General features: G+C 41.0%; 11 protein-coding genes. 7 read left to right on the top strand and 4 right to left on the bottom strand.

Annotated features, from left to right (window positions below; genetic code table 11):
• The first annotated feature begins 1 nt into the window (after nucleotide 1).
• The 3 genes from recO (at nucleotide 2) to acpS (ending at nucleotide 2,063) form a co-directional block, all read left to right on the top strand.
• A complete protein-coding gene (gene recO, locus I3B46_RS07325; protein ID WP_004921473.1) occupies nucleotides 2-730 on the top strand; it encodes a DNA repair protein RecO in 729 nt (242 codons plus the stop codon).
• 218 nt (nucleotides 731-948) lie between these two features.
• Nucleotides 949-1,680 (top strand): pyridoxine 5'-phosphate synthase, encoded by a 732-nt coding sequence (pdxJ, locus tag I3B46_RS07330; protein ID WP_004921469.1) that lies wholly within the window; start codon nucleotides 949-951, stop codon nucleotides 1,678-1,680.
• On the top strand, nucleotides 1,680-2,063 hold the full coding sequence (acpS, locus tag I3B46_RS07335; protein ID WP_004921465.1) for a holo-ACP synthase: 384 nt from the start codon (nucleotides 1,680-1,682) through the stop codon (nucleotides 2,061-2,063). The genes pdxJ and acpS overlap by 1 nt, the downstream gene beginning before the upstream one ends.
• Nucleotides 2,064-2,220: 157 nt before the next feature.
• On the opposite strand, the gene I3B46_RS07340 is transcribed toward acpS, so the two are convergent.
• Nucleotides 2,221-2,481 (bottom strand): YfhL family 4Fe-4S dicluster ferredoxin, encoded by a 261-nt coding sequence (locus tag I3B46_RS07340; protein ID WP_004921463.1) that lies wholly within the window; start codon nucleotides 2,479-2,481, stop codon nucleotides 2,221-2,223.
• Nucleotides 2,482-3,096: 615 nt separating this feature from the next.
• A complete protein-coding gene (locus I3B46_RS07345) occupies nucleotides 3,097-3,555 on the bottom strand; it encodes a hypothetical protein (RefSeq protein WP_004921460.1) in 459 nt (152 codons plus the stop codon).
• A gap of 198 nt (nucleotides 3,556-3,753) precedes the next feature.
• Here I3B46_RS07345 and leuE point away from each other — a divergent pair, with 198 nt between their 5' ends.
• Entirely contained in the window at nucleotides 3,754-4,401 is a 648-nt protein-coding gene (gene leuE, locus I3B46_RS07350; RefSeq protein ID WP_014656332.1) for a leucine efflux protein LeuE, read from the top strand.
• A gap of 172 nt (nucleotides 4,402-4,573) precedes the next feature.
• Nucleotides 4,574-5,110: a tRNA adenosine(34) deaminase TadA gene (gene tadA / locus I3B46_RS07355; RefSeq protein ID WP_004921454.1), complete on the top strand. Its 537-nt coding sequence runs from the start codon at nucleotides 4,574-4,576 to the stop codon at nucleotides 5,108-5,110.
• A 35-nt stretch (nucleotides 5,111-5,145) separates the two neighbouring features.
• Here tadA and mltF read toward each other — a convergent pair whose 3' ends face one another.
• Nucleotides 5,146-6,789, bottom strand: a complete 1,644-nt coding sequence (gene mltF, locus I3B46_RS07360; protein WP_231405924.1) for a membrane-bound lytic murein transglycosylase MltF — start codon at nucleotides 6,787-6,789, stop codon at nucleotides 5,146-5,148.
• A 441-nt stretch (nucleotides 6,790-7,230) separates the two neighbouring features.
• On the opposite strand from mltF, the gene purL reads away from it, so the two are divergent.
• A complete protein-coding gene (gene purL / locus I3B46_RS07365) occupies nucleotides 7,231-11,118 on the top strand; it encodes a phosphoribosylformylglycinamidine synthase (RefSeq protein ID WP_076914159.1) in 3,888 nt (1,295 codons plus the stop codon).
• 54 nt (nucleotides 11,119-11,172) lie between these two features.
• Here the strand turns inward: purL and I3B46_RS07370 are convergent, their stop codons facing one another.
• Nucleotides 11,173-12,204, bottom strand: a complete 1,032-nt coding sequence (locus I3B46_RS07370; protein ID WP_163761978.1) for a methyltransferase — start codon at nucleotides 12,202-12,204, stop codon at nucleotides 11,173-11,175.
• A 903-nt stretch (nucleotides 12,205-13,107) separates the two neighbouring features.
• On the opposite strand from I3B46_RS07370, the gene I3B46_RS07375 reads away from it, so the two are divergent.
• Nucleotides 13,108-14,547: a sensor histidine kinase gene (locus I3B46_RS07375; protein WP_014656328.1), complete on the top strand. Its 1,440-nt coding sequence runs from the start codon at nucleotides 13,108-13,110 to the stop codon at nucleotides 14,545-14,547.

The raw sequence follows: 14,547 nt of genomic DNA on the forward strand, positions 1-14,547 counted from the left end.
TGTGAGTGGCTGGCAACGTGCGTTTGTACTCCATTCTAGACCCTTTAGTGAAACGAGCTTATTAGTCGATTTCTTCACTGAAGGGGAAGGCAAAATCCGCTTATTAGCAAAAGGGGCTCGCCGAAACCGTTCACCTTTTAGGGGCTGCTTGCAGCCCTTTACACCTTTGTTAATCCGCTGGGGTGGCAAAGGTGAGATTAAAACATTAACCCATGCAGACCCTATTTCACTCTCATTACCACTAACGGGAACCGTACTTTATAGTGGGTTATATCTCAATGAATTAGTGACGAGAGTCATTGAATTTGGTACTCCGTATTCAGCATTATTCTTTGATTACCTTTCTTGCTTACAATTACTTGCTGCTAGTGAACACACACCTGAAGCTGCGTTACGCCAATTTGAGCTAGCCTTGTTATCCTACCTTGGTTACGGTGTTGATTTTCTTCATTGCGCAGGTAGTGGCGAGCCTGTTTCAGACACAATGACTTACCGTTATCGAGAAGAAAAAGGTTTTATTGGTAGTTTAGTCATCGACCAACTTAGTTTTACTGGTAAACACCTTAAAGCTTTAGCAGCACGCGAATTCCCCGACAGTGACACACTGAGAGCGGCTAAACGCTTTACTCGTATAGCCTTGAAACCCTATTTAGGTGGAAAACCGCTAAAGAGCCGCGAACTATTCCGACAATTTACTAAGCCCCCTGTTGGTAATACACCAAAATCATGAGCTAAGTGTGACCGACAATGGTCAGTATGCCAAATCAAAATCTGCACCACGCCGATATTTTACGAGCCGCTTCTCAAAATCTAATAAGTTTGCTGAAAAAATCGTCAAAATATGGAAAGGCGCTCGAAGCGATAGAGATTTATTCCCACTCAATATTAAATTGCAGTAGGATAGGGGCATTGAGCGTACTTGACTGTATTTATGATAGGGAGTGAAAAATGGCTGAGCTTTTGTTAGGTGTAAACATAGATCATATCGCAACAGTGAGAAATGCACGGGGAACACAGTATCCTGATCCTGTACAAGCCGCATTTGTTGCAGAACAAGCAGGAGCTGATGGTATTACTGTGCATTTGCGAGAAGATCGCCGCCATATTACTGATAGGGATATTGAGCTGCTAAAAGAGACTATTCAAACCAGAATGAACCTTGAAATGGCAGTGACAGAGGAAATGATTAACATTGCATGTCGAGTGAAGCCTGCATTTTGCTGCCTAGTACCTGAAAAGCGTGAAGAGGTCACGACGGAAGGGGGGCTTGATGTGGCGGGGCAATTACCCAAAATTACTGATGCTGTTAAACGCTTGACTGAAGCCGGTATTCAAGTATCTCTGTTTATTGATGCTGATCACACTCAAATTGATGCGGCGCAAGCAGCAGGTGCACCATTTATTGAGATACATACAGGTGCATATGCAGATGCGAAAACGGAGCAAGAACAAGAAATCGAATATCGTCGAATTCGTGATGGCGTAGCTTATGCGGCAGGGAAAGGCCTAAAAGTAAATGCGGGCCATGGTTTAACTTATCATAATGTTCAGCGGATCGCGCTATTACCTGAAATTTATGAATTGAATATCGGGCATGCCATTATTGGGCGAGCGTTATTTAGCGGCCTAGCGAATGCGGTGGCAGATATGAAAAAACTACTCAGAGAAGCGCGTTACTAATGGCAATCGTAGGTCTTGGTACGGATATTGTTGAAATAGCCCGAATAGAAGCGGTGATTAAACGTTCAGCTGACAGCTTAGCGAAACGGATATTGACTGAAAATGAATTTGCGCAGTTTCAACAACAAGCTCAGCCAGCTCGTTTCTTAGCAAAACGTTTTGCGGTTAAAGAGGCGGCAGCTAAGGCGCTCGGTACCGGAATTCGTAATGGATTGGCCTTTAACCAATTTGAAGTCAGTAATGATTCTTTGGGGAAACCGCTACTAACATTGGTGGGGGAGGCTGAAAAACTAGCGCAGCGTATGAACGTAACGCATATTCACGTATCTATTACGGATGAGCGCCATTATGCCGCTGCAACGGTGATTATTGAAAGTGTGTAATTGGCACACAATAGGCTCAATAACTCTTCTTATCCAGAGGGCATATTTGATAAGAAGAGGATGATACCTCGCCGTTATGCGGCGGGGGGAATCAACACTCAGCGATAGCGCTGGGTCGTGAGTAAGTGTCAGGGAACAGGTAGAAAGTGCTAATAGGCTAAATTTTATCAGCATGATGGATCATGACAAACTTATCCCATAATTGTTCTTGTGTTTCAATATGTTGTGGGTCTGTGATAATCGTATTGTTGATAGGGCAAACCGATTGACAGGTCGGTTTATCATAGTGGCCGACACATTCAGTGCAGAGATCTGCATCGATTTCATAAATTTCGTCACCCATATAGATAGCATTATTAGGGCATTCGGGTTCGCACATATCGCAATTGATACATTTTTTAGTAATTAATAGTGCCATTTCAATCAGTTAAATCTGTTACCATAAATAATTCTAATGAGGTGACTAATTCTACACGGAAATAGGGAAATTAAATACTAATTCTATCAATTTCACCTAACATCTTCTTTTTATGTTAAAAAATTGTATTATTTATTATGCATAACTGGAAAAGGGATAAGCGTGGCTATAATTTCCATAGCAAAGATAATAAACATTGTTCAATATGATAACATTTATTATTATGTGCTAAATAGAATGTGTATTAGTAATATTATCTTAGAGAGTATGAGCTATCTCTATTTAATAGGGAAAAATAGAATAAACACATCGAAGTCGATTGTATTAAGTTAGCTTGTTTTTTAGATATACAATTTTTTGTATTATTTAGTATTCTTTGTTATGTGTCATTAGTTTATTATGGATTAAAGATTTAGCATTACAGTGATTATAAATTTTAGACGGTGGGGTTTTATTATTTATCGGGTTAATTAATATTGAAAACGCTGACTGTAAGGCTTATCTAAAATTATCTTATTTAGTGTGGTTGCTTTAATCTTATATAAGAGGTAACTGTTAAAATAAAGGATTGGGGTTACCAATCCTTAAAAGGAACTCTTTAGCTATCAAACACTATTATTTTACAATTACGACAGAGAATGATTCCCAATTTTTTGATTTTTCATACTGGTAGTAATAGTATAAAATGCCGTTGATAACGAAGAACGACGCTGTTCTAATTTGCATGCCGTTAGCGTTAAAAGTAAAGTCGTAAACATTTTCAAGATTGCCATTATCTAAAACAACAAAGAATTGAATGGTCTTTTCTTCTAAATTATAACCATAAATATACTGTTTATTCAGCGTTAAATCTTGTACATATTGTAGATTGCTAAGGTAGCTGTTTAATTTCCCTTTATGGATAGGAGCACTTGTATCAATAATCCCTTTATCACTAACATTATAAATAAAGTAGGCCTTATCTTGAGGAGTATGGCCTAAGAAGAATATTTTTTTTGCAGCAGTGTAGACAAGCGTGGTTGGGTAAAACTGTTCAAATATACCCGCTTGAATACCTGATTGGATCAGAGACATATCAGCTCCTTTATTTATTAGTAAGTTAAATTGTTTATAAGCACTTTGATATTATGAAAATAAGGCATATTTAAAAATAATCATTATTATTAGCTTATTTCATATTTTTAAATGTTATGGTAATAATTGAATTTATAAATATTCACAACTGGTTAAGATTGTGATAGTAATAAGAAAAAAATGGTTAAGGTTTTCATTATGTTTGAAAGTTTTGGTGTTTTGAATTTCTGGACTTATATGGCAGGGTTGATTTTTATCATCATAGTGCCGGGACCAAATTCATTATATGTTTTAAAATCAAGTACATCTCATGGTACTCAAGCAGGGTATCGGGCAGCATTAGGCGTATTTACCGGTGATGCAATACTCATTTTTCTCTCATTTATTGGGGTTGCGTCAGTGATAAAAGCGTCACCTACACTTTTTATGGTCGTAAGGTATTTAGGCGCGGCGTACCTGTTGTACTTAGGTTGCAAAATTCTTTATGCGACTTTTAAGCAAAAAAAATTAGCAAGTTCAGATACTGAGCCAATGGTGGTTAAATCAGAGAAAATTTTTACGCGTGCGTTGATCCTAAGCTTAACTAATCCAAAAGCGATTCTATTTTATATCTCCTTTTTTATTCAATTTATTGACTTTAATTACTCGCACGCTTGGGTTCCATATTTGGTGCTCGCGTCTATTTTGGAGCTTGTCAGCTTTATTTATCTTAGTCTGCTGATTTTTAGTGGTTATCTTATCGCGCGTTTTTTACGTGAAAAACAAATATTGGCTAAATTGGGTAACTGTGCGGTAGGAAGCTTTTTTATGGGGTTTGCTGCAAAATTAGCGATTTTTAGTAATTAAGGCGAGATTTTGCCTTGTTCACACTGTTGTCTATTTATCAGTTATCGTGGCATATCAAAACCACGGTAACTTCCTCTCTATGCAGTGATTGATAAATTTCCTCATTACCGCCCTACAGCAACTCAAATAATTTACGGTATAATCTATTTAAATAGATAGATTAGAGGTTGCTGTGACACAAGCCGAAGTTGATGAGTTTTGGATGAAGCGCGCTTTAGAATTGGCGAAAAATGCTCAAGATGCAGGAGAAATACCTGTTGGTGCTCTATTAGTGAAAGATAATCAATTAATTGCATCGGGTTGGAATCGTTCAATCGAAAGTCATGATCCTACAGCTCACGCAGAAATAATGGTGTTACAGCAAGGTGGTCGTGCGCTTAGTAATTACCGATTATTAGACACAACACTTTATGTAACGTTGGAGCCATGCATTATGTGTGCTGGCGCATTAGTACATAGTCGAATAGGGCGTTTAGTCTATGGGGCGAGAGACTTTAAAACCGGTGCTTGCGGTTCATTTATTAATATCTTAGAGCGCCCCGGATTAAATCATTATGTGGATGTGAAGGGCGGGGTTTTAGAAGAAACCTGCTCAGCGATGTTAAGTAATTTTTTTAAAATGCGTAGAGCGCAAAAGAAAGCGCAGAAACAGATGTTGGCGCAAACAGAAGGTGAGTGCGGAGGATGTCAGCAGCAAAAATCACCTTAATCCCTCTTTCATACTGATTAGCTATGATTAAGTTTCTAATTATTTGTTGTTACTGGCTCTGTAGGCTCCTTGGCATGGGAGCCTTCTTGTGTATGGGGTGAAAGAAAATATTGCCCCAAAGTGAGCGTATCCTTCGGGGGAATAGCGGGTAACTTCTGCTGTACTGGAGCAGATTGAACGTGTTTTAGGCTAACCTTTTCTTGGTGGGGATTTTGTGTTGAAGATGCTTGTGGTGCGTTTGAGGTCACATCATCCTGTTTTGCGGTGTCTGCATTTTCAACAGCCTGCTTCTGCTCGTTAGGCGTTGTAAGAGGCGGAAATAAAATGAGCGATTTTTCCGCAATCGCTAGTGCACGCTGTTTTTTATCTTGGTTTTGTAAATACCCAACCAAACTTTGATGGTAGCGGCGAATATTTTCAACATAGCGGTAGGCTTCGTGACCCCGTGCGTAACCATAGTTAAGTTGAGAATAATATTTTTTTTGTGTTAGAAGAGGTAACCTTGATTTCACATCTAGCCAGCGGTCAGGATCACCTCCTTGCATTTCAGTTAGCTTTCTAACATCTTGCATGTGGCCATAGCCCATATTATAGGCGGCTAAAGCAAACCAAATTCTATCGTCATCAGCAATGGATACTGGCAGGCGCTGCATCAGATATTCGAGATAGGCAGCTCCTCCTTTAATACTCTCCTCAGCGTCTAACCTATCAGCGACACCCATGGTTTCCGCCGTTGGTTTTGTAAGCATCATTAGTCCACGTACACCTGTTGGTGAGGTAGCCAAAGGATCCCAATGGGATTCTTGCCATGCAATAGCGGCTAAGAGTTTCCAATCAAGGGTCGTGGCATATTTTTCAAATAGTGGCTGATAATTGGGCAGTTTTTTGTTGATAGCGTTAATAAATGAAATGGTATCAAAATAATCGAATGAACTAACGTGACTGAAATATTTTTCATCAAGTCTTGCGAGTAAGTCTATTTCATTACTGACATTGAAAAAGTCGAGAAGAGCAGCGTTTAGGCTATCGTCATTAAGACGTTTCATATACCAAGTAATGGCGTGATCATCGACTAAATCGAATCCAACAGCAATTTCTGGATGAATGCGTTGTTGGAGGGCAACGGAAATTGAATCTTCGAGTGTATAGTCAATCAGCCCTTCGGCAACCATTTCTAACAATTGATTGGTTGTGTATTCGGTAGTTTCTTGCCAAGTCAGCTCTGGGTATTTATCGGCTAATGATTTGAGGGTGCTGGCGTGTGCAGAGCCTGCCATAACCACCAATTTTCCTTTAATATCATTAAAGCTCTTAGGGCGAGTAGAACCCTTTCGGTAGACCAATTGCTGTGTCACATTTAGGTAGCTTGGCCCAGTTTTCATTTTTTGTAATCTATCTTTATTATAGAGCAGACCAGCAACCCCGATATCTGCATTCCCCTCTTCAATATCATCAAAAATAAGTTCGACGGTGGGTCTCATGGTGATGATTAGTTTTACGCCGAGGTAATCGGCAAAGCTTTGTACAAGCTCATAATCAAAACCATGCAGATTCGCTTCATCGTCAAGATAAATCAGGGGGGAGCTAATCGCGCTGACTCGCAATTCACCTCGAGAGAGGATTTGATTGAGTTGATTATTTTGTGTATTGGGCCAGCGGAGATTCAGTCCGATAATCATGGCCGCAACAAGCGCAATAATCCCAATAATGAAATAATTAACCTTGATGTTATTCAAAAAAAATATCTCGTATGTATACCCTTTATACTTCAAGTCCAGATTGCTTTGCACTGTTTAGCAATCGAAGCTGCTATCCAAGCGAGTCAATAGATGAATGTTGCTATCTCTCAATCGCCCAGAAAATTGTGGGTGTTTGTATGCCGGTGTTGTAATAAAAATTGTTATAAGTAATGGTTATATTTCCAGTGTTTGGACATTTTGCTCAACAATTATGATCCGTGCAACCAATATTGTGCTATTTCGTTCCTAATAATTTTTAACGGTTTGCTTTATTTTTAGTCACGCAAACGGTTTCGTATTGATTCGCATTGCTCTATAATGTGTTCCGGTTCCCCTGCTTTTATGATCAGGGCTGGCGTTTAAATGAGAGAATTTAAGACTATGGAAATTTTGCGTGGTTCACCTGCTCTATCAGCATTTCGTATTGCTCGCCTGTTGGCGTTGTTTGCTGAAAAACAGCTTCCTGTTACGGATATTTATGCTGAATATATGCACTTTGCTGAACTATCAGCGCCTTTAAGTGAAAGCGAGCAAGGCAAACTGCGTAGTTTGCTGAAATACGGTCCTTCTCTCGCGGAGCACGAGCCTTTTGGTAAACTCATATTAGTGACACCACGCCCAGGAACAATTTCTCCTTGGTCATCTAAAGCGACAGATATTGCTCACAATTGTGGTTTATCTCAGGTCGAAAGAATTGAACGTGGTATTGCTTACTATGTGCAAGCCGATTCATTATCACAAGCACAGTGGCTAGACGTTGCAGCGCTACTACATGACCGCATGATGGAGAGTGTTTTTGGCTCTTTTGAGCAAGCTGAGGCACTGTTTGTTCATCATCAACCCGCACCAATGAAAGTTATTGATATCAGTCGTCATGGCCGAACTGCCCTCGAAAAAGCTAACGTAGAAATGGGGTTAGCACTTGCTGATGATGAAATTGATTACCTTCTAAATGCATTCACTGAGTTAAAACGCAACCCAACGGATGTTGAACTGTATATGTTTGCACAGGCAAACTCAGAACACTGCCGCCATAAAATTTTTAATGCAGATTGGATCATTGATGGTGAAAAACAGCCTAAATCGCTGTTTAAAATGATTAAAAACACCTTTGAAACGACGCCAGACTATGTGTTATCTGCTTATAAAGATAATGCGGCAGTGATGGAAGGATCTTCCGTGGGGCGTTTCTTCCCAGAATCAGATAGCCGTACTTATCGTTATCATCAAGAAGATGCTCATATTTTGATGAAAGTCGAAACACATAACCACCCTACAGCGATCTCTCCATGGCCGGGGGCAGCAACGGGCTCGGGCGGTGAAATTCGTGATGAAGGGGCGACAGGGCGCGGTGCCAAACCGAAAGCAGGTTTAGTTGGTTTCTCAGTATCGAATTTACGTATCCCTGGGTTTGAGCAGCCATGGGAAGAAGATTTCGGCAAACCGGAACGTATCGTTACCGCTCTCGATATTATGCTAGAAGGGCCATTAGGTGGCGCGGCGTTTAATAACGAATTTGGTCGCCCAGCACTATTAGGTTACTTCCGTACCTATGAAGAAAAGGTTAACAGCCATAACGGTGAAGAGCTACGCGGCTATCATAAACCTATTATGTTAGCTGGAGGGATTGGCAATATCAGGGCGGATCACGTGCAAAAAGGTGAGATCCCTGTTGGAGCAAAACTCATCGTCCTTGGTGGGCCATCAATGAATATCGGTCTTGGTGGTGGTGCCGCATCTTCTATGGCTTCTGGTCAATCAGATGCTGATCTGGATTTTGCATCAGTGCAGCGTGATAACCCAGAAATGGAGCGACGTTGCCAAGAGGTTATTGATAATTGTTGGCAGTTGGGTGAGAACAACCCCATTTTATTTATCCATGATGTGGGAGCGGGTGGCTTATCGAATGCCATGCCTGAATTAGTGAGTGATGGGGGCCGTGGTGGTTGCTTTGAACTGCGCAAAATTCTGAATGATGAGCCTGGAATGAGCCCATTAGAAGTATGGTGTAATGAGTCTCAAGAGCGTTACGTCTTAGCCGTTGCTCCAGAACAAATGGCTCTATTTACGGCAATTTGTGAGCGTGAGCGTGCTCCTTTTGCAGTAATTGGTGAAGCAACCGAACAGCGTGAATTAGTTTTAAAAGATGCGCATTTTAATAATCAACCTATTGATATGCCTCTTGATGTGCTGTTAGGTAAAACCCCTAAAATGTTGCGTGATGTGAATACATTAAAGGCACAACCAGGGGCGTTAGATAGAACGTCTATCCATTTAAATGAAGCAGTAAAACGCGTGTTGCATCTTCCAGCCGTCGCGGAAAAAACATTTTTAATTACTATTGGTGACCGTACAGTGACTGGTATGGTTGCGCGTGATCAGATGGTTGGGCCTTGGCAGATCCCTGTCGCGGACTGCGCGGTCACAACAGCGAGTCTTGATAGCTACTATGGCGAGGCTATGTCAATTGGTGAAAGAACCCCTGTTGCATTGTTAGACTTCGCCGCTTCTGCCCGTATGGCGGTAGGGGAAGCATTAACTAATATTGCTAGCGCATATGTGCAAGATCTAAAACGAGTAAAACTTTCAGCTAACTGGATGGCGGCGGCGGGGCATCCCGGGGAAGATGCAGGTCTGTATGAAGCTGTGAAAGCGGTAGGCGAAGAACTGTGTCCTGCTTTAGGGTTGACTATCCCTGTTGGTAAAGATTCGATGTCAATGAAAACACGTTGGCAAGATAATGGTGAAGAGCGTGAAATGACATCACCACTATCACTGATTATTAGCGCATTCGGTCGTGTTGAAGATGTGCGTTTGACGGTGACACCTGAATTAAAAACGGACGTTGACTCTGCCTTAATGTTAATCGATCTTGGTCAAGGGCATAATGCTTTAGGCGGCTCGGCTCTTGCGCAAGTTTACCGTCAGTTAGGTAACAAAGCACCGGATGTGCGCGACCCTAAATTACTATCTGGTTTCTTTGCCGCTATCCAACGCTTATTGTCAGAGCAAAAACTGCTAGCATACCATGACCGCTCTGATGGTGGTCTGTTCGTGACATTAGCTGAGATGGCATTTGCAGGCCATTGCGGTATTAATGTTGATATTAGCGAATTTGATGAAGATATTCTCGCCGCGCTGTTTAATGAAGAGTTGGGCGCCGTTATCCAAATTAAACAGCAAGATAAGCAATATGTTGAAAATTGCTTTGCTGAAGCGGGCTTAGGTGAATGTTTACATTATCTAGGTACGGTCACCCAAGAAGATGCATTGGTGATTAATAGTCGTGATACTGTTGTTTATCAGGAATCTCGCAGTACATTACGTGAGTGGTGGGCTGAGACAACATGGCAGATGCAACGCTTACGTGATAATGAGGCGTGTGCAGATGAAGAGCATAAAGCGAAGTTGGATAGCCAAGACCCTGGTCTAAATACTCAGCTTACTTTCGATATTGCAGAGGATATCGCAGCACCTTATATCCTGTCTGGTGTACGCCCTAAAGTTGCGGTGTTGCGCGAACAAGGTGTTAACTCTCATGTGGAAATGGCAGCTGCTTTTGACCGTGCTGGTTTTGATGCGGTTGATGTCCATATGAGTGATCTGCTCGCGGGGCATGTATCATTGGCAGGCTTCCAAACCTTAGTTGCATGTGGTGGCTTCTCATACGGTGACGTATTAGGTGCTGGGGAAGGTTGGGCAAAATCAATCCTGTTTAACAACCAAGTACGTGATGAATTTGCTGCTTTCTTTGCTCGTCAAGATACATTATCCCTTGGCGTGTGTAATGGTTGTCAAATGATGTCCAATTTATATGAGTTGATCCCAGGAGCAGAACTGTGGCCTCGTTTTGTACGCAATCGCTCAGAACGATTTGAAGCGCGCTTTAGTTTGGTTGAGGTAGCTAAGAGCCCTTCCTTATTGCTTCAAGATATGGTCGGTTCGCGCATGCCGATTGCGGTATCTCATGGTGAAGGTTTGGTTGAGGCGCGTAATCCTGCCCATATTCAGCAATTGGAGAGTCATTCATTAGTGGCACTGCGCTTTGTGAATAACTATGGGCAGGTCACAGAACAATACCCTGCTAACCCTAATGGCTCAGTGAATGGTATTACTTCGGTGACATCAATGGATGGCCGCGCAACAATTATGATGCCGCATCCTGAGCGTGTATTCCGTACTGTAAGTCACTCTTGGCACCCAGAAAATTGGGGTGAAGATGGCCCATGGATGCGTATTTTCCGTAATGCGCGTAAGCAATTAGGCTAAGCAGCCTGAATCTGATAGCCCCGTAATACGGGGCTATTTTTTCGTCGTTGCCGATTAGACAGGAACGGTTTCAATGATATCAATATGGCTTTCTGTTGGAATAATTCGGTTGATTTTTAGACCTGCTTGCGAGAACAATGCGTTAAATTCAGCTTCTGTATGCTCGTTACTATCGTGAATAACACTAAAGCATATAAGCTCTAATTCCTTTCCAAAATGGGGGCGATTATCTTCGGGGATAATCGCGTCCATGACCAGTAATTTTGAGGTTGGTTTCATGGCGCGACGGATGGTTTTAAATATCTCAATAAGCTTATCATCACTCCAATCATGAGTTATGTATTTCAATAGGTAGATATCAGCTTCTGGACACTGTTCAAAAAAAGAGCCGGGTTGTAATGTCCAACGGGTATCATCTTTGAGCCGATGTAGAATATTTTTTTCTAGCACATGTTTCCTATCAAATAGGATACCCTTTAATGACGGATTACGTGCCAATACTTCAAGTAGCAGGTTGCCTAAGCCGCCAGCAATATCGGCAACAATGATATTTTCTGGGAAAGTATAATTTTTTAGGATAAATTCGTTTTCAATTTTTGATAAAGAAGCTTGCCCTTCATCAAAGCCTTCTGGTTGGTCAGCATTCTTTTCCCAGTAATCAAAGAATGTACTTCCGAATAAATCTTCAAATACGCGCTTACCATAAGCGGATTGTGTGAACTCTGCGCTCGTTAGCCAAAAGGTTTTATCAGTCAACCAGAGAATAGCAGGGCGCAATGAGTAGGGGTGATCAGTGCATAAAAAGGTCGCTTCTGGCGTTAATGCGTAATGAGTGCCATCTAAACAAGTAAAAATTTTACGGGTTGCGAGTACTCGAAGAATTTTTTTCACGACTCTCGCATCTGCCTTTATTTCAGCAGCCAGTTGCTCAACGGTCTTTGCTTCCTGCATTAAATGATCCGCAATATTTAACTGCACCGCGGCGCGTAGTGCTGCTTGAAATACAAAACCAATAGTTTGCTCAAGCACATACAACGCGGCTTGCATATCGTTCTGCTCTATTGTGTTACTTGATTGCATATTCATAAATTTCCTCATCGAATCTTTATTATCAAATCAATAAGTAAAAGTTAAGTATTGTCGTGAAGTATAGATTAGTAAAATTATTTCTTGGAAAGTACTCTTAATTTTTATCAATAAAAATTAGGGGTGCCATAGTGTTTATTATTTTCGCTTTAATTTGAATTTCTGTTGGTCTCGCAATAAATATCAATTTTATTAATTGTTCTGAGGTTTTTTTATTCAGGTGATGAGGTTTTTTTTCGAGGTGTATAAAATTGGCGACAAACCCCTTATTTGGGTGTCTCCAAATGGAGACATTTAATTTGTTGAAAAATAAAAATAATTTTCTATGCTGTGGTGGGTGTCTTTAAAAGGAGACAGTATAGAGGAAAGAAAGAAAAATTTTAGAGGTGAAAAAGAAGAAATAAGAAACTAAAAAAATAAAAGTACTTATCTTTCAATCAGTTAATAAATACATTGAAAAGTTGGCACGATGTGTGCATAATAATATTCAGTTGCTCATTCAACATTATTATGTCGGTCCACATTAGGGTGGGAACATACCACATAAAGCAAGAATGATGCCAAAGTAAGGTGCCTACCGTCCAACAGCACAGATATTCGCTTTCGAGCCTTATCAAACACAGGGCGACACGTGGAGTGAGGCACCACCTATATGATTATAAAGAGATAATCATATATCACATCAGTAAATCGCTGGCGGAATAAAGTTGAACTCTTTATTCCGCCTTCCTGTATTTATCCCCCCATAATTTTTCTTGTTTATTCTCAATGAGATTGGCACATTGCTTGCTGTAACTAGCGTGACTCTTATGAAATAAGAGGGAAAATCGAACTGTGGTGATCATCAAGTTCACGTAATTCATTCAGTTCTGTTACCATGGAACCTCGTTTAACAGGTGTGAGATGAATGCATTGAGTAAATGGCGTCTATTTCCGCGCTCCTTGCGCCAATTGGTTGTCATGGCATTTTGGTTAGTGCTATTGCCACTATTGGTTCTGGCTTATCAGGCTTACCAAAGCTTGGAGCAATTAAGTAATCAAGCTGCTCAAATCAATAAAACAACACTTTTAGATACCCGGCGAAGTGAAGCGATGGGAGGGCTAGCTTTAGAAATGGAAAGAAGCTATCGCCAATACTGTGTTTTGAAAGATGCTTCATTACATACCCTCTACCTCAAGCAGTTTTCTGATTATCAACAGATGTTTGAGCGGCAAAAAACGATACTGCCTAAAAATGCAGATACATCGGCACTGACTCGCGCGTTGGAAGAATTAAAAACGGTAGTTTGTGAGAATAGTGAACCGCCTAAAGAAGTCACCGCAGCATTAAGCCAATTCTCAGAACAGAATAATGCATTAATACAAGAGACCCGCGACGTAATATTTAGTCGAGGGGAGCAATTACAAAAAGCAATTGCCAATAAAGGACAGCTTTTTGGTTGGCAGAGCCTTATCCTCTTTTTATTGAGTGTGCTCTTAGTTGCTTTGTTTACTCGAATGATTATCGGGCCAGTGAAAGGCATCGAACGTATGATCAACCGATTAGGCACAGGCAGAACGCTGACAAATAATTTAAAATTATTTAAAGGGCCTCGAGAGCTACGCTCGTTAGCGCAGCGGATTATCTGGTTAAGTGAACGCTTAGCTTGGTTAGAATCGCAGCGCCATGAGTTTTTGCGGCATATTTCCCATGAGCTGAAAACACCATTAGCAAGTATGCGTGAAGGCACTGAATTACTGGCCGATGAAGTGGCGGGGCCGCTTACCGAGTCACAAAAAGAGGTTGTAGAAATTCTTGATAACAGCAGTAAGCATCTTCAGCAACTTATTGAGCAGCTTCTTGATTATAATCGTAAATTAGCAGATAGCCCGCCAGAAGCACAACATGTTGATTTGCAAAAATTGATTGAAGACATTGTTATGGCTCATAATTTACCTGCGAGAGCGAAAAATATTCAAACGGATATTCGTCTACGTATTGACCATTGCCTTGCTGAACCAACGCTACTAGGACGGGTTATTGATAATATCTACTCCAATGCGGTGCACTATGGCAGTGAATCAGGTAATATTTGGATCACAAGCCGCAGAATAGATAATAAGCTTGTTATTGAAGTTGCTAATACTGGCACACCAATTCCTGAGTCAGAACAAAGTATGATTTTTGAACCTTTTTACCAAGGGTCGCTTGTGAGAAAAGGAGCTGTCAAAGGCAGCGGATTGGGGCTAAGTATTGCACATGATTGCATTAAGCAAATGGGGGGTGAACTTTCACTAGTACCCAATAAATTAGCAGATGTCTGCTTTAGAATTGAACTGCCTTTAACTGCAGAGAATGAATAA

It is taken from the genome of Providencia sp. 2.29, assembly GCF_015832305.1.
GTDB lineage: Bacteria > Pseudomonadota > Gammaproteobacteria > Enterobacterales > Enterobacteriaceae > Providencia > Providencia stuartii.